Here is a 19,067-nt window from a genome sequence, read left to right as displayed (position 1 = left end):
GTGGCACGGCACGCCTTCACCGTCGCGGAGGCGGACGCGCTGCTCCCCCACGTACGCGGCGTGTTCCGGCGGATCGACGCCTACCGCGAGGCCGCGCGCCGGCGGGTGGACCGCCTGGCGGTGCTGGATGTGCTCTGGGGTGAGCGCGTGCGGGAGACGGGGCATCCGGACCACGGCGAGTTCCGAGCCGCCCACCGTGGGCTCACGCGCATCCGCCACCGCCTGGAGCGTCTGGTCGATCGCGGACTGACGGAGCGTGGGCTACGGCTTCCGGGAGGTGGACTGGAGCACGGCCTCATCGACTTCCCGACCACGTTGGACGGCCGCTGGATCTACCTGTGCTGGCACAAGGACGAGCCGGCCGTCCAGCACTGGCACGAGCTGCGGGGCGGGTTCGTCGGGCGGCGACCCCTGACGCCGGACGTGGGGGCCCGGCTGGCGCTTCCGTCCGACCCGGCCCGGGACGACGACCGCGACCTCGAGGGCTGAGCCCCGCCCCTTCCTCCGGCACCGTCGGCACCGACGGCCGTCTCGCGACCGGCCCGGCGCCCCCGCCACGGTGGCCGTCCCGGCGGTCCCGCCCTACCATGGTCGCACCTGTCCGCCCTGCCGATCCCATCCGTGTCCGGAGGAGCCCGACCCATGCGCGCACGCACGCCGTTCCTCGCCCTCGCGCTCTCCGCGCTCCTGGCGCCCGCCGTCCTGGCGCAGTCGCCGGAGTCCCGCTTCGGACAGTGGAAGCTCAAGTCGGAGGCCCCACCGCCCGCGCTCAACGTGATGACGTACGAGCCGTGGGGGAACGGGGGGATGCAGATCACGGTGGAATCCACGAACGGCCGGGGGCAGACCTCCACGTGGGGGTATGCGACCGAGTTCGACGGGGCCTTCCGACCGGTGCAGGGCCGCGAGGGCACCGAGACCTCGGTGGTCTTCCTCAACGATCGCGTGACCCAGATCGTCACCCGCCGCGAAGGCCGGGTGACGCAGATGATCATCAACCGCCTCTCCGAGGACGGGAACACCATCCTCAACGACTACCACAACTGGGACGAGAACGGCGACTACCGCCTCACGCAGGCCACGTACGAGCGCATCCGGTAGGGAAGCCCGTGGCGCCCGCTCAGGGCACGTGACGCAGCCGCTCCAGCACGTACCGCGCCGCATACCCGGGCTCGTCCAGCATGCGATCGGCGACATCGGGATGTGCCGTGCGACCCCAATGGTCGGTGTGCAGGTGGTAGAACCCGCTGGTTCGCGCCAGAACCGTCCGACTCGTTCCGGTTGGAGGCGGGTCCGGCGCGGCGAACTCGAGGTGCACCACGTCGCCACGCGTGGCCATGTGGTACCGGCTGTCCGAGGAAGCGATCTCGGCGGTGACGTCCCGACCGTCCCGACCGGTGGCCCTGCGGGGCGAGAGCTCGCGCACCTCGAGGCCGGCATCCGTCTCCCGGCCCAACCGGACCTCATCCACCGCCCACAGCCCGCGCGCGCTCTCGATCCGCACCCGGACCTCGGATCCGGTCACGCCCCGTAGGTCCAGCGTCGCCACCTGGGTCTTGGGGAGGTTGGGACCGACATCCATCAGAGCGTCCTGCAGCTCCCACATCCCGTCCTTCCAGATCGAGACGAGCAGCATCGCCTCTCGATGGATCCATCGCCGCACGCGGGCCCGCTCATCGGGATCCCGATCCACCTTCCGGTACCAGGAGACCAGGTCGTCCCCCTGGGCATCGAGGAACTGCCGCAGGGCGAAGGGCGCGAGTGGCGTGTTGATCGCGTGGACCGCGAGCAGCCCCCGTTCGGCCGCCGGATGATCGAACGTGAGGATCATGCCATCGCGCAGCTCCCCGGGATCGGCGCCCTCCACGGACGCCAGGTCATCTCCCTCCCACCAGATCCCGTCCCGCTCTTCGACTGCGGCCCGCACATCCGCGCCACGCAATCCATGCGCTCGTAGCGGCGCGGACGCACGCTGAAGACCATGGTAGGCACCGCGCGCGTCCGGGAAGACCTCGGTGCCGGTGGGGTGATCCACCACCACGACGCCCACCGCGTCGGTGTACTGCGTCTCCGGACGCTCATTTGCGAGCCGCAGCCGGTAGACGCCCTCGACAGCCCTGAGATGCTCGAGGTTGTCCAGGTCGGAGCGCTGCAACCCGCGGGTGACCGCACCGGAGAAGGTCTCGGAGTCGAGCGTCCACGCGCTTCCGTCCCAGGAGTACAGGAACGGACAGGACGGAAAGGGGGTCGAGGGGCGCGGCTCGGCAGCCGGCCGCCGTCGGTCCTCGCCGTTGGCCGCGATGATCGCGATCGTCGCGCCGACCGCGGCGAGGCCCACCAGGACGGGCGCGCCCCACGAGGCATCGTTCACCTCGATGGCGTCGATGCTGTCCAGGGGCACGGCGACCGAGTCGGTGCTGAAGGTCGGTCGTCGAGCCGCCCCCACCCGCTCGGGCTCCCCATCCAGCGGCACCTGCCGCCGGACGAACCCGTGCAAGGCCTCCGTTCCGAACCAGGGCCGGGAGAGCTGGAACTGCTCGCCGTCCACCAGGGTCACCCGCACGCGCACGTCCGGGGTGACGGCTCCCCAATCCTCGGCAGGAATCCGGACCAGCCGGGTGCACGACCCGAAGAGCAGGAGAACACCCGCGAGCGCCGCCAGGCGCAATCCCGTCTTCATGGCAGCCCCGCTTCGCGGCGCTCTCGACGGATCTGCTCCAGGGCCTCGCGCCAGGTCACCCGTTCGTACTCGACCCCGGCCACGATCCCCAGGACGATCCCCACCGTGGACAGCCCGACGGGCACCGCCACCCGCATCGCGCTCTCGCGCGGCGAACATCGGTTGGACGCGTAGACGTCGTCCTCGACGCAGTCGTAGCGGGTCAGGCCAACGCCCACGGCGCCGCCGAGGGCGCCGAGCACCATGCCGAGCACCCAGGCGGCCCCGGAGCGGTTGCTGACCCGTTCCGAGATCTCCGCGTACGGGATCACCACGCCGGCATCGTCGTACACCGGGAGCCGGTCCACCTCCTGGGGGACGGTGGCGAGCACCGCTTCCGGCACGGACGCGGGCGGGAACCGGCCCCGTAGGGACTGCTGTGCGTCCAGGCAGCCCGGCGCCGAGGATGCGGCGAGGGCGAGCAAGGCGACGCGCGAGAAGGATGCGGGGGCGGCGAGGGACATGGCGGGCCTCGGCGGTGGGGGATCGCTCTCCCCCGGATACGGCAAACCCGCCCGCGCTGGACCATCCGGCGGACACGGCCGCCCGGCAGACGCCGGCGCCCGCCTCGTTGGACGAACGAACGGCACGGTGCCCGGAGGCACCGTGCCGTTCTTGATCGGGGGACCGACCCTGCGGGGCGGGCTACACCCAGCCCTTCTTGCGGAAGTCCTTCAGTGTGGCGGCCCAGCGGTCCATCTCGTCGGGCAGGCCGAAGGAGACGCGGTTCCACTCCAGCATGGGTGGGAAACGGCGGCCTACCAGCAGCCCTTCGTTGCGCATGCGATCGATGTAGGTGGTCAGGTCACCACTGATCCGATGCATGATGAAGTTGGTGTTGGTGGGCAGGTACTCGAGCCCCAGCTCGTCCAGGGTGGTATGGACGATCGCGCGGGCCTCCTCGTTCACCTTGACGGAACGGGCGACGAGGCCGTCGTCCTGGAGGGACGCGATGCCCGCGGCCGCCGCCAGGACGTTGGGGCTGTTCTGCACCGTCCATTCGCGCAACCGGACCGCGGTGTCGGGATGCGAGACCGCGTAGCCGAGCCGGAGTCCGGCCATCGCGAAGATCTTCGAGAACGTGCGGACCACGATCACGTTGGGCTTCTGGTCCACCCACTTCAGGCAATGCCCGTAGCGCGGGTCGGTGACGTATTCGAGGTACGCCTCGTCCATCACGAAGGTGGTCGTCTCCGGCGCGTCTGCGATCCAGGCGTCGATGTCGGCCGCAGCCGTCACCGTGCCGGTGGGGTTGTTGGGATTGCAGAAGTAGACGACCGACGGCCGCTTGCTGGCAGCCTCCCGCATGCGACCCACGTCGTGCTGCAGGTCCTTGGTCAGCGGGATGGAGACCACGTTGTAGGCCATCGTGGCCTGGTAGTCGCCGATGTCCTCGAACGTCGGCTCCGCGACGATCAGGGGAACGCTGGGGCCCTGGTACGCGTGCGTGATGACCTGGAGGATCTCGGTCGACCCGAAGCCGAGCGTGAGGTGGGCCGGCTGGACGCCCAGGTAGGAGGCCAGCGCGTTCGTCAGGTCGGCGGAGCTGGGATAGCGGTTGGCATCGACGATGGCGTCGATCAGCGCCTCGCGTGCCTTGGGGGACAATCCGAGCGGATTCTCGTTGGAGGAAAGCCGGACGTTGCCGTTGGGGAGCGTCTTTCCCACGCGGAACAGGCCCGAGCGGGACAGGAGGCCTCCGAGGCCGCTACCCGCCACGCCCGCGCCCGCGAGTCCGGCGGCCATTCCTGTGCTGACGAAGCCACGGCGATCCATGCTGCCCTCCTGGGTTCTGGGTTCTTCCGCAATGTGCGGGGGAAGGGCGCGCGATCGAAAGGGGAGGCCCGGAAACGACCGCGGCCCGCGACCCCCGCAGGGGCCACGGGCCGCCGGTGCCCACCGGTGCGACGCCGCCTCAGCGCCGCGCTCCCTCCGATCCGTCCGTCGCCGTGGCGGGCTCGGGGCGGACGCCGAGATCATTCCAGTTCAGGATGGCGTTGAAGCCCAGGAAGTAGTTCCCCTGCGTCTGCCAGCGCCAGAAGGGCCGGATGGCGAACATCACCACGTGCCCGTCGCCGAGCGGGGCGTCCACGATCTGCGCCCGACCCTGCAGCGCCTCGCCCCCGCCGAGCGCCCCCGACAGGAGCATCTGGTCCGCCCGCTGCGGGAAGGACATCACCACCCGCGGGCCGTCGCCGTCCTCGTCGCCACCCAACCCGAACTGGCGGGCCAAGGCCCGGAACTCGGCCGCCTCGTCCACCTGCGGGCGCTCGGCGCGCTCCTGCTCCGCGGGCGCCTCCCACGGAGAGAGCTGCGGCCGGTTGGCCATGGGCGTGGTGTTCTGCCAGGGCCCGCCCCCACCGCCGAAGCCGAAGCCACCGCCGCCGCCGCCGACGTTCATCACCACGTCGCCCTTGAAGTACACGGGGAGCTGCGTGCCCGTGAATCCATAGGCGATGGGACTGGTCGGGTCGGTGATCATGCCGCGATGCACCGAGCCCGGTGTGATCAGGTTGTCCGGGCTCTCCACCGAGACCCCGGTGGTGATGCCGTACTCGGGGAAGATGCGCGCGGTCGCCCCCTCGGTGATCAGCGTACCGCCTTCCTGGACGAAGCGCGCCAGCTCCACGAGACCCTCCCAGCCCATCCCGCCCTGGATGTCGGCGCTCTCGTCGAGCGCGCCGAGGTTCGGAGTCGAATCGGTGCGCTGGTAGGGCAGCGGCAGGTCGCCCGACCTGGCGATGCCGTTGACCATCGACTGTGCGCTGCCACCGACATGCGGGTAGATGATGACGTCGTAGCGGGAGCGCAGGTTGCCTTCCCTGAGCTTCTGGTCCGCGAAGTAGGTGTAGGGCACGCCATAGGTGTCCAGAGCGGCGCGGACCCAGCCCTCGTCCTGCGTCCGCTGCCAGGCATGCACGTAGCCGATGCGCGGCAGGTCCAGCTCATGCGTCGGAACGTCGGGAACGGCGTTCGTGGCCCAGGCCGACAGGCCCAGCTCTTCGAGGGAGGGCTCCAGCGTCGCGCGGTCGGCATCGGGCACGATGAACGCGCCGGCCCGGAAGGTCCGGCCGGCCATCTGGAAGTCCCGCTCGGCCGCGAGCATGCGGACCCCTGCATGCCGATAGCGGAAGCTCATCAGGTTGTTGTCCGTGGTGTGCTCGACGACCAGGACGGTCCCGCGTCCTTCCACGCCCCCGGGGGCATGCACATCGGCCGTCACCGGTGACATCGCCTGCTCCAGCACCGCAGGATCTTCGATCGTCTCCAGCTCCAGGTTCCGCATGAGCTGGAACGTCCAGCCGGTGTCGTCATAGGGACGCGGATTGGCGAGGCTGAAGGCCTGGAGCGAGAAGTACATGTCGGCCAGCGTCCGGAAGGGCTGGTCCGCGCGGACGATGTAGTCGCCCCGCGCCACCTCCACGCCGCCCACCTCGAAGTCACGGTCGGCACGGTGGAACTCGAGCCCCTGGAAGCGCAGGTCGTTGACGGCTTGCGCCGCGTCGGACTTGCGGCGCTGCTGCGCCGGGATGACCCAGGCGTGGACCGGACCCTCCCGGCCCTTGTCCACGGAACGCTTGTTCTTGAGCCAGTAGTTCTCCAGGAACCAGTTCCGGTGATCGGCCGTGTACTTGAGCGAGAAGAGCACGCCCGACTGCTGGATGTTGGTGTTGTTGCGCGGCCCCCACTCGATGGTCGACAGCGGCGGGTTGGGTCGGAACCACTCGCGACTGGTGGCGCTGCCGCCGACCCGCAGCGTCCGATTGTCCGGCCCGTAGCTCGCCACCTCGTAGAAGCGGCCTGTGGCGTTGTGGGCGTGCGCGATGGTGAACATGTAGTTCGGCGTCCACCCGTCGTAGAAGTTGTAGGTCCAGACGCCGGGCACGTCGCGCTTGGTCATCTCCAGCACGTCGTTCTGGGCGAGCACCCACCACTCCCCGATGGTGATGGCGTCGAAGGCCTCGTTGTAGGGTCCGGTCCCGGTGGAGGTGTAGAGGTAGTTCTGCGCCTCGTGCAGGTCGTGCATGATGGTCGGCGCCCATTCCAGCTGCACGCCCAGCACATTGCGGGTGAGATCCAGCAGCATGCCCATCCCGTCGCGGTTGTTGTCGTGCGCCACGTACTTGCCCCAGTACATCAGGGGCAGCCGCGTCTCGCCCTCCGGCCGGTTCTTGTTGAAGTAGTACGTGTCGACCTGCTTCTCGCGGCCGTCCACCTCGATCACCGGTGTGATGAAGGTGATGACGTTGTCGCGGATCGTCTGGTAGAACTCGCCGTCGTCCACGACCAGACGGTAGGCCAGCTCCTGCAGCATCTCGGGACCACCGTTCTCCGGGGAGTGCATCCCCGACGTGAGCCAGTAGATGGGCTTGGCCACCCCCTCGATCAGCTCACGCGCCCGTGCGTCGGACGTCACGCGTGGATCGGTGAGCTCCTGCAGGTAGCCCTTGTAGCGTTCCAGGTCGCGGATCGTGGCCTCGTCCGCGATGGCCATGAGGACCATCTCCCGCCCTTCCTCGGTCTCCCCGATGGACCACACGGTGGCTCGGGGCGACGCATCGGCGATGGCGCGCAGGTAGCGGTGGATGTCGGCGGCGTACGTGAGCTCGCCCGGCGTGCCCACGATCCGGCCGTGGAAGTCGAGCGGCGTGGGGACGGTGGCCGAAGCGGGCAGGTGGTCCACCAGCTCGGTCGTGATGCGCGCGTCCTGCAGATGCTCCGCGATCAGACGGGTGTATTCCTCGTCGACGGCCTGCTGGGCGGTGAGCATGGACGGCAGGACGGCCAGAAGCGCGGCGAAGAGGGCGGCGCGCCGCCCCCGGTGGATCGGTTGCATGAAGCCCCCTGGAGGATGAGCGACGGCCGGGCGGACCGGCCTCTCTTGGACTACACCCCTGCCCGGGGTGACGCAAGCAGCGGCGGTCAGCGATCCCGGGGCGGGCCGAGCGCCCGTACGGCGATCCCGGCGTTCAGCGCGTGCGTGTGGGTGGTCAGGTGGAGGGCGTTGCCGCCTTCGAGCTCGAGACGGGATCGGACCACCATCCAGCCATAGTCGGCGAAGGCCTCCATCCGATCCGTGAGCGGGACGGAGGCGCCCACGCCCAGGCGCGCCAGGGGTCCGGTGAGCTGATGCCGGAACGTCCGCTCACCTGCGACCCGCACCTCGACGTGCGGGACCAGCACGCCCAACCCGGCTGCCGCATGCAGGCCCAGGCGCCCGTCGCCGCCTCCGGGCGTCCAGCGGCGCCGCGCACCGACCGTGAGCACGTTGTAGCCGTGGCTCATCTCGAGGTGCTCGAGCACGTCGGCGAGAGGGCGGCGCCCATCGACCGCGGCTCCGCCGAACGAGCCCTCCAGGTCGACCTCCTGCGTGGGATCCGCCACGACCTTCGCATGGGTGAAGTCGAGGACCGCCGACCAGGGTTGGTCGGCGCGCTCCACCCGCAGGCGCAGGCCGTAGTAGATGGGGCTCTCGAAGGACTCGTCCTCCCAGCGCACGCGTCGGATCTCGAGCCGTTCCTGACCCACACGCAGCGTGAGGTCGGACGCGGCCGTCCAGGACCGTCCCCCGTAGGCCTCGACGTGCAGTGCCAGGGGTGCCTGGCCGGCGGCGGACGCGCCGGTCGTCGCGAGCAGGAGAGAGACCACGAGGAGTGCCCCGGCCCCACTCCGACCGCTCACCATCCGCCGGTGCCCGGCGTCCCCTTGACCGGCCCGGCGATCTCCGAGGTCAACCAGCCGCCGTAGAACCCGCCCGGCTGGGGACGCACACGCTCGCCGTCCACCGTGCACTCGCACAGGGCCGGATAGAAGGACAGCCAGTCGCGGAGCGCCGCGAAGGCCGCCGATGGCTCGGGATAGCTCCAGCCGATCGCCCCGCGGTGCGCGCCCGCGGCGCCGAGGCCCCAGTAGCGCGCGCTGCCCTTCCACTCGCAGTGGGAGCGGCCGGCCAGGGGATGCAGCACCTCCATCCGCACGTCCTCCGGGGGGAGGTAGAACGTGGGTGGGCTGGCCGTCTCCAGGACCCGACGGGCCCGGCGGGTCCGAGCCAGCTCCAGGTCGCCGATGCATACGACGACCTCGCGCGCGTCCTCCGCGATCCGGGGCGGGCGCGGATAGTCCCACACGGACTCCTGCCCCGGGTGGGGCTCCTCGGCGAATGGAGGCCGCTCCTGGCCGAACCAGCGCCATCCACCCGGTCCCCGGCGCGATGTCGATTCCTGCATGGTGGGGTTCCTCGTGCGTTCCGTGCGGGGGGGACGCCCTCCCGTACCCGCGAAGCGGGCGTACGGTCGCGCGTGGCGGGGCCGCGTCGGACCGCGACGCCGCCCTCCCGAGGTGCACGGTTGCCCGCTGCGTCCTACCTTTCGCCCGCTCCGCACGTCCCACCCGATCTGGAACCCGGTATCATGCGAACGACCCGTATCCTGCCCGCCCTCGCGGCTCTCGGTGCCCTGGGGTTCGGCGCTTCCCCGTCGTCCGCGGCGGCCCAGCAGACGCTGCAGGCCGTCCAGTTGGACTCCACGCTCCTGGCCGGCTACCGCTGGCGCAACATCGGCCCCGACCGCGGCGGCCGCTCCATCGCCGTCTCCGGCGTGCGCGGTCGCCCCGACGAGGCCTACTTCGGCGCCGTGGGTGGCGGCCTCTGGAAGACCACCGACGCCGGCGTGACGTGGGCCGCCGTCACCGACCACAAGATCACGTCGGCATCGGTGGGCGCGGTGGCCGTGTCGGAGACCGACCCGGACTTCGTCGTGATCGGGACCGGAGAGAGCTGCATCCGCGGCAACATCATGCCGGGCGACGGCATCTACCGGAGCCGGGATGCCGGCGAGACCTGGGAGCACGTCGGCTTCCGCAACGTGGATGCCATCTCCAAGGTCCGCATCCACCCGACCGATCCGGACATCGTCTTCGCGGCCGTGTTCGGCAAGTACAGCGTCGACAGCGACGAACGCGGCGTGTACAAGAGCACGGACGGGGGCACCACCTGGCGCAAGGTGCTGTTCCGCGACGGGAAGACGGGTGCCATCGACATCAGCATCGACCGCAACAACCCGGACGTGCTCTACGCATCCCTCTGGGAGGCGTATCGCAAGGAGTACCAGATGTCGAGCGGTGGCCCCGGCTCCGGGCTCTTCAAGAGCACCGACGGCGGGGAGACCTGGCGTGAGATCACCCGCAACCCCGGACTGCCCCAGGAGGGCCTGGTGGGGCGGATCGGCGTATCGGTGTCGCGTGCCAACTCGAACCGGGTCTACGCGCTGGTCGAGAACGACAACGGCGGGCTCTTCTCCAGCGACGACGGAGGCGCCACCTGGACGCTGATCAACGATGATCGCTCCATCCGTCAGCGGGCCTTCTACTACACGCACGTCTTCGCCGACCCGCACGACGAGGACGTGGTGTATCTGCAGAACACGTCGCTGTTCCGCTCCGAGGACGGCGGCAAGACCCTGGAGACCATCAACAACGGCACGCACGGGGACTTCCACGACTTCTGGATCGACCCCGACCAGGCGGAGCACCTGGTGGTGGGCAACGACGGCGGGGGCGCCGTCTCCACCAACACGGGGGACAGCTGGACCGATCAGGACTTCCCGACCGCCCAGTTCTACCACGCCATCACCACGGAGCACATCCCCTACCACGTCTGCGGGTCGCAGCAGGACAACAGCACGCTGTGCACGCCGTCGGACTGGAATGCCGCCCGTTTCGGCTTCGGGGTGAGCCGGGGCTTCGGGGGCGGCAACCGCGGCGGGGACGTGACCGCAGGGTCCACCGAGCTCTCCTACGTGGCGGGCGGTGGCGAACCCGGCTACATCGCCCCGGATCCGCTGGACCTGGATCAGTTCTACTCCGGCACCAACAACGGCTCGTACGTCGACAAGTTCAATCGGCGGCTGGGCACCTCGCGCGAGGTGAACCCGTATCCCTGGTTCTACTCGGGCGAGCCCGCCATCGAGATCCGCGAGCGGTGGCAGTGGACCTTCCCGATCCTGTTCTCCAAGGTGGATCCCACCCGTCTGTACGTGTCGTCCCAGCGGCTGTGGATGACCCAGGACGGCGGGCGCACCTGGGAGCAGCTCAGTGGCGACCTCACCCGTGCCGACCCCGCCACCCTGCAGAAGTCGGGCGGTCCCATCACCGGGGACATGAACGGCCCCGAGGTCTATGCCACCATCTTCGCGGTGGGGCCGAGCAAGCGGGACGTGAACGTCATCTGGACGGGCTCCGACGACGGGCTCGTGCATGTGACGCGGGACGGCGGGAAGACGTGGACCGACGTCACCCCGCCCGACATGCCGGAGTTCGGCCGCGTCAGCCAGATCGACGCATCCGCCTTCGAGACGGGGCGCGCGTACATCTCGGTGCGGCGTCCCCTGCTCAACGACCGCGCACCCCACATCTGGAAGACGTCCGACTACGGCCAGACGTGGACGAAGATCGTCAACGGCATCCGCAACGACGACTACGTGCATGCCGTGCGTGAGGACCCGACGCGCCAGGGCCTGCTCTACGCGGCCACGCAGCATGGCGTCTACCTCTCGTACGACGACGGCGCCCACTGGCAGAGCCTCAACAACAACCTGCCGGACGTACCCGTGGCCGACCTGATCGTGGAGGACAACGACCTGGTGATCGGCACGCATGGCCGCAGCTTCTGGATCCTGGACAACATCGCGCCGCTCCGGCAGATGACGCCGGACCTGACGCGGCAGGCCGCCACGCTGTTCACACCCCCTGCGGGCATCCGCTCGGGTGGACCGCTCATCCTGAGCTGGTGGCTGAAGGACAAGCCGTCGTGGGCGCAGCTCGAGATCGTGGATGCGTCCGGCGCGGTTGTGCGGACCTTCCAGGCGGACACGACCACACCGGACAGCACCGCGACGTCGGATCCGGCCGATCGGTACCGCGCTGGACCCGACCTCCCCCTCGAGGCGGGTCTGAACCACATCGCCTGGGATCTGCGGGCGGACGGCTTCGAGGTCTTCCCGGGGATGATCTACTGGGGCGTGCGCAGCAGCGGACCCACGCTGCCTCCCGGCCGCTACACCGCGCGCCTGACGGCAGACGACCACACGGCCACCGCCCCGGTGACGATCGAACGCAATCCGTGGATCACCGACGTGACGGACGCCGATCTGATCGCGCAGTACGAGTTCTCCAGCGCGGTGCGGGACAAGGTGACCGAGGCCAATCGGGCCGTGATCGCCATCCGCAACGTGAAGGACCAGCTGGAGGATCGCCTCGAGCGTTCGGACGACGGGCGCCTGGCCAGCGCGGCGGAGACGCTGGAGACGAACGCCTCGGACGTCGAGGAGAACATCTACCAGGTCCGGAATCGCAGCGGTCAGGATCCGCTCAACTTCCCCATCAAGGTCAACAACCGGTTGGCCAACCTCATGTCGATGGCCGAGCGGGGAGACGGTCCGCCCAGCACCAACATGCCGGAGATCCTCGGGATCCTGTCGGACGAGCTGAAGGGCTACACGGACCGGCTGGACCGCATCTGGGCCACCGACCTGGCGGCGGTGAACCGGGAGTTGCAGCGGTTGGGGCTGCCGACCATCAATCCCAACTGCACGCCGGAAGGGCCGTGCCCGGTGATGTAGGCGGGTCGTAGGGCGCCGTAGCAGCGGGCTCGTCGAGGCGTTTTCCGCTCGGCGAGCCCGTTCGCGTTCCTGGCACCGCCCGCGTTCGGGCGGGGCCGAGACCCCCGGGTCCCCTGCGCGGGGTCGCTCGCCTGGCCGGCGGGTCCCTGGTCGGAGGCTCGCTGAGCGGATGCGGAGCGTCGGGTCTGCGTGTCCGCTGCTGCGGGGGCGCTCCGCATCCGATCCCCCGCTCCGGGGACCCGGGGGTCTCGACCCTTCGGGCGTCGCGGTGGGGCGGCCTCGGGCTGACCCGCTCCGCCCCTACTCCTCCGCCAGGGTCCGGGCCGGATCCACCCGCGACGCCCGCAGCGCCGGCACCCACGCGGCCACCAGGGCGAGCCCGGCGATCAGACCCGTGGCGCCGACGAACACGGTGACGTCCGTCCGCCCCACGTCGAACAGGATGGCGTCCAACCAGCGGGTGCCTACCCAAGCGACGAGCAGGCCCGCCGCCGCGCCGCCCGCGGTCAGCGCGGCGGCGGAGGCCAGGACCGTCCGCCGCACGCTCGCGCGATCCGCGCCCAGCGCCATGCGGATCCCGATCTCCTTGCGCCGGCGCGCCACCGAGCCGGACAACACCCCGAACGTGCCGATCGCGGAGAGGAGCAGGGCCAGGAGCGCGAAGCCGCCCATCAGCGCCAGCGCGAAGCGATCCTGCGCACGGGAGGCGTCCAACCAACCCGAGAGCGGACGAGGGCGGTAGAGCACCAACGCGGGATCGATCCGCGCCAGGGTACCCCGGATCTGCTCTCGCAGGGCGCCCAGGTCCCCGTCCGCGCGGACCACCTGGGTGAGCGGCCAGTTGCGGTCGTCCGCATGCTGGGCATGCGGCACGAAGATCTGCGGCGCCACGGCACCACGCGGCGTATGCGCCACGTCCTGGACCACCCCCACGATGCGGCGCTCGTCGTTGGCGGCGAAGAGCAGGCGCCCCAGTGGATCCTCGTCCGGGAACAGGCGCTCCGCGAGGGTCTCGTTGATCCACAGGACGTTGGACGCGCCCTCCATGTCCACGTCCGCTGCCTGCGCGCCGCGCAGCACCCGGATGCCGGCAGCGTCGAAGTAGTCACCGGCGATGATGCGCACGTCCGCCTGGCTCCACCCGTCGTCGTTCTCGAGATCACCGGGATCCGTGGACAGCCCCCAGATGTTGTAGCGGCCGTTCACGGGCAGCCAGGACGTGGCGCCTACGGCGTGCACCCCCGGCAACGCAGCGACCTGCTGCTCCAGGGTCCGGTGGAAGCGCACACGGTCGGCGCCTTCCGGATACCGCGTCGAAGGCAGATGCACCTCGAAGGTGAGCACGCCTTCGGGCTGGAAGCCCAGCTCCACCTGCCGCAGCGACGCGAAGCTCCGTACGAGGAGGCCCGCCCCCACCACCAGCGCCAGCGCCACCGCGAGCTGGGTGATCACGAGGCCGCTGCGCACGGAGCGCAGCCGCCTCGACTCCGTGCCACCCCTTCCGCCACTGCGCAGCGCTTCTGCGGGCGGGGTGCGCGACAGCCGCAGCGCCGGCACCAGCCCGGACAGGAGCAACGCCACGCCCGTGACCGCGAAGCCCAGGAGCAGGATCCGCGGACTGAGCGTCGGTCGGGTGAGGGCCGGCAGCGCCTCCGGAGCGAGCATCAGCAGGCCCTTGAGGGCGCCCCAGCCGAGCAGCAGACCGGCGACCCCACCGCCAACGGCCAACAAAGCGCTCTCCAGGAGCAGGTGGACGAACAGGCGGGCCCGGTTCGCGCCCAGCGCGCCGCGCACGGCCAGCTCCCGTGAGCGGGCGAGCGCACGGGCGAAGATCAGGTTGCCCGCGTTCACGCAGGTGCTGAGCAGCACCAGCGCCACGGCTCCGGCGAGCACCCACAACATCGTGCGGCGCGATTCGCCGACGAGGTCTTCCTGCAGGGGCAGGATCGCGGGACGCCAGTCGCCGATCTCGGGGCGCACGCGCGCCAGCGCGTCGGCATGCGCCGCCAGGCGGGCGCGCGCCGCTTCGACCGTGAGGCCGGGCTGCAGGCGGGCGACCGACGTCAGGTAGTAGTTGCCCCAGCTGTTGCGGTCGCCTTCCCGCAGGTTCTGCGGGACCCACACGTCCGGTTGGCTGCCGACCGGATTCGTGAATCCCTGTGGCATCACGCCGATGATCTCACGCCGGACGCCATCGATCTCGATCGCGCGACCGATCACGTCGGCGGCGCCGGAGAAGCGCCGTTGCCAGAGCGCGTGGGAGAGCACCGCCACGGCGCTGCCCGTCTCCGCGTTGAATCCGTCCGGGCTGCCCAGGCTCTCCTCCGGCCGGAACGTGCGCCCGAGCAGAGGAGGCACGCCCAGCGTAGCGAAGAGCCCGGCGTCGGCCGAGGAGACGACCACCCGCTCGGGGAGGTCACCCCCGGTGAGGTCGCCGCCCACCTCACGGTAGGTGTAGAGCGCGCCCAGGTCGGTGAAGACGTCGTCCCATTCCCGGTAGGCCTGGATCACCGGGCCCCGCAGGTAGTTGAAGCCGACGTCTCCTTCCCTCTCGTAGACCCGCACGAGCCGATCCGCGTCGGGATAGGGCAGGTCCTGCAGCAGCACCGCGTCGAGCGCCGTGAACACGGCGGTGTTCGCGCCGATCCCCAACGCCAGCGTAGCCACCACCATCGCGCTCACGGCCCCGCTGCGGCGCAGCGTGCGCGCGGCCTGCCGCACCTCGCCCATCCAACGCCCCCACCCCATCCTCCGCCTCCTCGGGCGCTCCCGCCCCGTTCGACCCCAGACCTCCCGGATGCGCCGCCCCGCCGCCTCCGGATCCCCGAACCGCTCCAGCAGGTCCGCCGCGCTCCGGCCCGCGGCCAGGCCGTCCTCGAAGTGGGCCCGCAGGTCCGCAAGGACGTCGCGTCGCGCCTCGCCCTCCAGGCCCGCCGCCGCCAGCACCCGGTCGATGCAGGCACCCACCTCGGGGGCCAGGTCGCGCGGCCCGCCGCTCCTCACGTCGTCGCCTCCGTCTCGCCACCCTCGACGCCGAGTCGGCGCAGCGCCTCCACGAGGCGCCGCCACTGGTCGCGCTGCAGGACCAGCCAGGCCCTCCCGGCCGGTGTCAGGTGGTAGTACTTCCGCTCCCGTCCGGACGGAGCCCGTCGTCGGGCCGGCGCGACGAAACCGCGGGCCTCGAGGTTGTAGAGCAGGGGGTAGACGGTGGACTGCCCGAGCTCGAGGAGGCCGCCGGAGCGCGTCTCCAGGGCCTCCACCAGCTCGTAGCCGTACATGTCCCCGCGCTCGAGCAGCGTCAGCACCGCCAGCGGCGCCGCACCCCGCATCCACTCCCGGTCCAGGGCCATGCCTCCCTCCTCCTCGTTCGGCCACGAGGCGCGCGCGGCTCCCGCCTGGCCCGCTCGTGGCACCCCGGCCCTCATACTATGTCTCACATAGTATGCGTACGCAGGTGTACTGCAACCGTTGAGATGGTCGCGTTGTCCAGAAGGTTGGAACGCTGCAGGGTGCCGGGTGCGGATCCCACCGGACGGTGGGCCGGCGTTACGGACGGGCGGGGGTCGGGCGGCGGGACGGACGCGTGGGTCGGGCGGGACGGGCGGCGAGGACGCGTGGGTCGGGCGGGACGGGCGGCGGGAGCGGGTCGGGGGGTCGGGCGGCGGGAGAGGGCCGGGTGGGCCTCCCGTGGACCGATATCGACAATGTCTGTATCGTTGGATCCGACATTGTCAGAACCAACAGGAGGGCACGTGGGACGCGAAGGACTGGGCGAGCTGGAGCATCAGGCCATGCTGGCGCTGCTCCACCTGAAGGAGGACACCTACACCGCGCCGATCGTCGAGGAGCTGGAGCGGCGGACTGGCCGCCAGACCAGCGTGGCCGCGGTCTACGTGGTGCTGCGGCGCCTGGAGGAGAAGGGGCTGGTGCGCTCGGAGCTGACCAGCCCCGGTGAGGAGGGTGGCCGCGATCGCCGCTGCTTCAAGGTCACGCCGGCCGGGATGGAGAAGCTGCGCGTGGCCCGCGAGGCCTACCAGTCCCTCTGGAGCGGCCTGTCGCTGGCGCCCGGGGACGGCCGGTGAAGCCGAGTCCGCCGTCCAGGTGGCGCGCGCTGCTCGCGCGCGTGCTGCCGGAGCGTGACCGCGAGGTCCTGCTGGACGAGATGGACCGGCTCTACGCGAGCCGGGCCGCCGAGAGCGGAGAGCCTGCCGCGGCGCGCTGGTACCGGGGGGAAGTGCTGCAGTTCGCCCGCCGGGTCCCCGGCGAGCGCATCCGGGAGACTTCGAGGGTCATGGGGGTGGAGATGGCGGATGTGATGCGTCTCGTTCGGCAGACGGTGCGGGGACTCCTGCGCGCGCCGGGTTTCGCCGCGGTCGCGGTGCTCACGCTGGGGCTCGGCATCGGGGCGAGCGCGGTGATCTTCGGCATCGTGGACCGGGCGCTGCTGCGCCCGCTCCCCTTCCCCGAGCCGGGCGCGCTGGTCTCCGTGCTGGATGGATGGGGATCGAGCGCCGGCACGTTGGAGATCCTCCAACGTGAGATGACCACGGTCCAGGCGATCGGGATGGCCCGCAACGCGGAAGGGTCCACGCTGGAGCGCGAAGGGCTGCCAGCCGAGCGGATCACCGTGGCCTCCGTCTCCCCCGAGTACCTGGCCGCGCTGGGTGTCGCCCCCACGCTGGGTCGTCTCTTCCAGGTGGAGGAGTCGCGCCCCGGCCGCGGGAGCGTGGCCTTGCTGGGTCACGACATGTGGCGCACGACGTACGGCGCCGATCCGTCGATCGTGGGACGCTCGGTCACGTTGGATGGCACGGCGTACGAGATCGTGGGCGTGCTGCCCGCCGGCTTCGACTTCCCGTCCCTGAACAACCGCGTGTGGCGGCCCCTGGTCATGGACCCGTCGAACGTCGGCTGGCACTGGGGAGCCGGCAACGGCAGCGTGCTCGCGCGCATGGCGCCGGAGGTCACGGCCGACGCCGTGCGCCAGGAGCTGCTGCGCCTCCAGGAGGACGTGCGATTGGCCAATCCGCTCTGGACGCCGAATCCGGGATTCTGGGACGAGGCCAAGGTGGTGCCGCTGCAGGAGGCGCGGGCGCAGTGGGTGCGCACGCCGCTCCTGATCCTGTTGGGCGCCGTGGCGGTGGTGCTGCTCGTGGTGTGCGCCAACGTGGCCAACCTCTTCCTGTCGCGGGGACTGGCGCGCGGGCGCGACCAGGCGGTACGCGCCGCGCTGGGTGCGGGTGCCGGCCGTCTCGCGCGCGAACAGCTCCTGGAAGCGCTGGTGCTGGCCGCGGCCGGGCTGGTGGCGGGACTGACGCTGGCGTGGGTGGGGATGGAGGTCCTTCGCACCCGCCTGCCGGCCGAGCTCCCCGGAGCGGAGCAGGTGGCGCTCGACCTGCGCGTCGTGGCGTTCACCGCGGCGCTGGCGCTGGTCACCGCGCTGCTGGCCGGTGCATTGCCTGCGCTGCGGGCCGCGCGCAGAGGACCCGCGGAGGTGCTGCGCGAAGCCGGCCGCGGCGGCTCGGTCGCGCCGTCGCGCCGCCGGACCACACGCGGTCTCGTGGCGGCCCAGCTCGCCGCCGCGGTGGTGCTGGTGACCAGCGCCGGCCTTCTGGCGCGTACCCTGTCGGCGCTCTCGCGCGTCGATCCCGGCTTCGAGATCGACGGCCGCATCACGGCGCAGGTGCACCTACCGCCCGGGCTGCCCACCGACCCCGCCGCGCGCGCCGAGTACTTCGCGCAGATGGAGGCCACGCTCGCGGCCGATCCGGCCCTCGCACGGGTGTCCTTCGCCAGCACCATTCCGTTCGGGGCCGAAGAGGAGTACGTGGCCACGTCCATCGACGGCGTGACCACGGACCCGAACGAGCTGCCGGTGATGCCCCACCACCGCGTCAGCACCGGGTTCTTCGCCGTGGCCGGGATCCCGCTCGTGGAGGGGCGTACCTTCACGGCGTCGGACCGGGTGGGTACTCCGTTCGTGGCCGTCGTCGACCGCACGTTCGTGGACCGGTATCTCGGCGGGCGTCCCGCGCTCGGTCAGATCGTACGCTATCCGTGGCGCGGTGCGCCGCCCATCGAGATCGTGGGAGTGGTGGAGCCGGTCTCGCACGGGGACCTGGCCGCCGCGCCGGAGCCCACGGTGTGGACGCCCCTGGCGCAGATGGGGATGGGCGCCTTCGGCTACGGCGTCCTGGTGGCCGAGGCCACCCGCTCGCCCGAGGCCGCGCTCGGCGCCGTCACCGCTCGCCTCCGCGAGGTCGACCCGCGCCTGGCCGTCAGTGACCTGGGCACCTGGCGGGACCTGCTCGGCACCTCGCTGGCCGGCACGCAACTGGTGGCGCTGCTGCTCGGCATCTTCGCGGTGACGACGCTCGTGCTCGGCTGCGTGGGCGTCTACGGCGTGGCGGCCTTCTCGGTCCGCCAGCGCGTCAAGGAGATCGGGGTGCGCATGGCCATGGGCGCGCCGGTGTCGGGCATCCGCCGCTCCGTCCTGCGGGACGGCTTGCGCCTGGCCCTGCCGGGTGGGCTGCTCGGTCTGCTGCTGGCGGTGCCGGCCGGACGGGCGCTGGGCGGGCTGCTCTACGGCATCGCACCGTTCGACCCGCTCACGTTCGTGGCCGCGCCCCTCGTGCTCGCCCTGGCCGCGCTGCTGGCGGTCTACGCGCCGGCCCGGCGCGCCACACGGGTGGACCCGGCCATCGTGCTGCGGGACGACTGACGTACGGTCC

Annotated in this window: 13 protein-coding genes; 5 read left to right on the top strand and 8 right to left on the bottom strand. The window is 71.1% G+C overall.

What is annotated here, in order from left to right; all coding sequences use genetic code 11:
- Together R3E98_00350 and R3E98_00345 are read left to right on the top strand one after the other, a co-directional pair.
- The gene (locus tag R3E98_00350) at positions 1–489 is read left to right on the top strand and encodes a DUF2203 domain-containing protein (protein MEZ4421829.1); all 489 of its coding nucleotides are present in this window, start codon (positions 1–3) and stop codon (positions 487–489) included.
- Between the two features lie 153 nt (positions 490–642).
- Positions 643–1,101: a hypothetical protein gene (locus R3E98_00345; protein ID MEZ4421828.1), complete on the top strand. Its 459-nt coding sequence runs from the start codon at positions 643–645 to the stop codon at positions 1,099–1,101.
- Between the two features lie 19 nt (positions 1,102–1,120).
- Here R3E98_00345 and R3E98_00340 read toward each other — a convergent pair whose 3' ends face one another.
- From R3E98_00340 to R3E98_00315, 6 genes are all read right to left on the bottom strand, one after another.
- Positions 1,121–2,680, bottom strand: coding sequence for a hypothetical protein (locus R3E98_00340; protein ID MEZ4421827.1), 1,560 nt, complete (start codon positions 2,678–2,680; stop codon positions 1,121–1,123).
- Positions 2,677–3,183, bottom strand: a complete 507-nt coding sequence (locus R3E98_00335) for a hypothetical protein (protein ID MEZ4421826.1) — start codon at positions 3,181–3,183, stop codon at positions 2,677–2,679. Before R3E98_00335 ends, R3E98_00340 begins: the two co-directional genes overlap by 4 nt.
- A 181-nt stretch (positions 3,184–3,364) precedes the next feature.
- The gene (locus tag R3E98_00330) at positions 3,365–4,495 is read right to left on the bottom strand and encodes an aminotransferase class I/II-fold pyridoxal phosphate-dependent enzyme (protein MEZ4421825.1); all 1,131 of its coding nucleotides are present in this window, start codon (positions 4,493–4,495) and stop codon (positions 3,365–3,367) included.
- Positions 4,496–4,634: 139 nt separating this feature from the next.
- The gene (locus tag R3E98_00325; protein MEZ4421824.1) at positions 4,635–7,556 is read right to left on the bottom strand and encodes a M14 family zinc carboxypeptidase; all 2,922 of its coding nucleotides are present in this window, start codon (positions 7,554–7,556) and stop codon (positions 4,635–4,637) included.
- A gap of 86 nt (positions 7,557–7,642) precedes the next feature.
- Positions 7,643–8,368: a hypothetical protein gene (locus tag R3E98_00320; protein ID MEZ4421823.1), complete on the bottom strand. Its 726-nt coding sequence runs from the start codon at positions 8,366–8,368 to the stop codon at positions 7,643–7,645.
- A 29-nt stretch (positions 8,369–8,397) separates the two neighbouring features.
- Positions 8,398–8,946, bottom strand: a complete 549-nt coding sequence (locus R3E98_00315) for a DUF427 domain-containing protein (protein ID MEZ4421822.1) — start codon at positions 8,944–8,946, stop codon at positions 8,398–8,400.
- Positions 8,947–9,129: 183 nt separating this feature from the next.
- Here R3E98_00315 and R3E98_00310 point away from each other — a divergent pair, with 183 nt between their 5' ends.
- Positions 9,130–12,336: a glycosyl hydrolase gene (locus R3E98_00310; protein ID MEZ4421821.1), complete on the top strand. Its 3,207-nt coding sequence runs from the start codon at positions 9,130–9,132 to the stop codon at positions 12,334–12,336.
- Between the two features lie 300 nt (positions 12,337–12,636).
- Here R3E98_00310 and R3E98_00305 read toward each other — a convergent pair whose 3' ends face one another.
- Together R3E98_00305 and R3E98_00300 are read right to left on the bottom strand one after the other, a co-directional pair.
- Complete coding sequence (locus tag R3E98_00305) at positions 12,637–15,339, bottom strand: ADOP family duplicated permease (GenBank protein ID MEZ4421820.1); 2,703 nt, start codon at positions 15,337–15,339, stop codon at positions 12,637–12,639.
- Entirely contained in the window at positions 15,336–15,686 is a 351-nt protein-coding gene (locus R3E98_00300) for a PadR family transcriptional regulator (GenBank protein MEZ4421819.1), read from the bottom strand. Before R3E98_00300 ends, R3E98_00305 begins: the two co-directional genes overlap by 4 nt.
- Before the next feature lie 402 nt (positions 15,687–16,088).
- Between R3E98_00300 and R3E98_00295 the strand changes: the two genes are divergently transcribed.
- Positions 16,089–16,418 carry a helix-turn-helix transcriptional regulator gene (locus R3E98_00295; GenBank protein MEZ4421818.1) on the top strand — a complete coding sequence of 110 codons (330 nt, stop codon included), beginning with the start codon at positions 16,089–16,091 and terminating at the stop codon, positions 16,416–16,418.
- On the top strand, positions 16,415–19,057 hold the full coding sequence (locus R3E98_00290) for an ADOP family duplicated permease (protein ID MEZ4421817.1): 2,643 nt from the start codon (positions 16,415–16,417) through the stop codon (positions 19,055–19,057). Before R3E98_00295 ends, R3E98_00290 begins: the two co-directional genes overlap by 4 nt.
- Positions 19,058–19,067 lie beyond the last annotated feature (10 nt).

This window comes from Gemmatimonadota bacterium (assembly GCA_041390125.1).
GTDB lineage: Bacteria > Gemmatimonadota > Gemmatimonadetes > Longimicrobiales > Gaopeijiaceae > JAGQIF01.
This window is presented reverse-complemented; position numbering and strand designations above follow the sequence as displayed.

Excerpts from the sequence above, each read along its gene's own strand:
- R3E98_00340 (MEZ4421827.1), bottom strand. The coding sequence starts at position 2,680 with ATGAAGACGGGATTGCGCCTGGCGGCGCTCGCGGGTGTTCTCCTGCTC.
- R3E98_00310 (MEZ4421821.1), top strand. The coding sequence starts at position 9,130 with ATGCGAACGACCCGTATCCTGCCCGCCCTCGCGGCTCTCGGTGCCCTG.
- R3E98_00335 (MEZ4421826.1), bottom strand. The coding sequence starts at position 3,183 with ATGTCCCTCGCCGCCCCCGCATCCTTCTCGCGCGTCGCCTTGCTCGCC.
- R3E98_00330 (MEZ4421825.1), bottom strand. The coding sequence starts at position 4,495 with ATGGATCGCCGTGGCTTCGTCAGCACAGGAATGGCCGCCGGACTCGCG.
- R3E98_00325 (MEZ4421824.1), bottom strand. The coding sequence starts at position 7,556 with ATGCAACCGATCCACCGGGGGCGGCGCGCCGCCCTCTTCGCCGCGCTT.
- R3E98_00315 (MEZ4421822.1), bottom strand. The coding sequence starts at position 8,946 with ATGCAGGAATCGACATCGCGCCGGGGACCGGGTGGATGGCGCTGGTTC.
- R3E98_00300 (MEZ4421819.1), bottom strand. The coding sequence starts at position 15,686 with ATGGCCCTGGACCGGGAGTGGATGCGGGGTGCGGCGCCGCTGGCGGTG.
- R3E98_00345 (MEZ4421828.1), top strand. The coding sequence starts at position 643 with ATGCGCGCACGCACGCCGTTCCTCGCCCTCGCGCTCTCCGCGCTCCTG.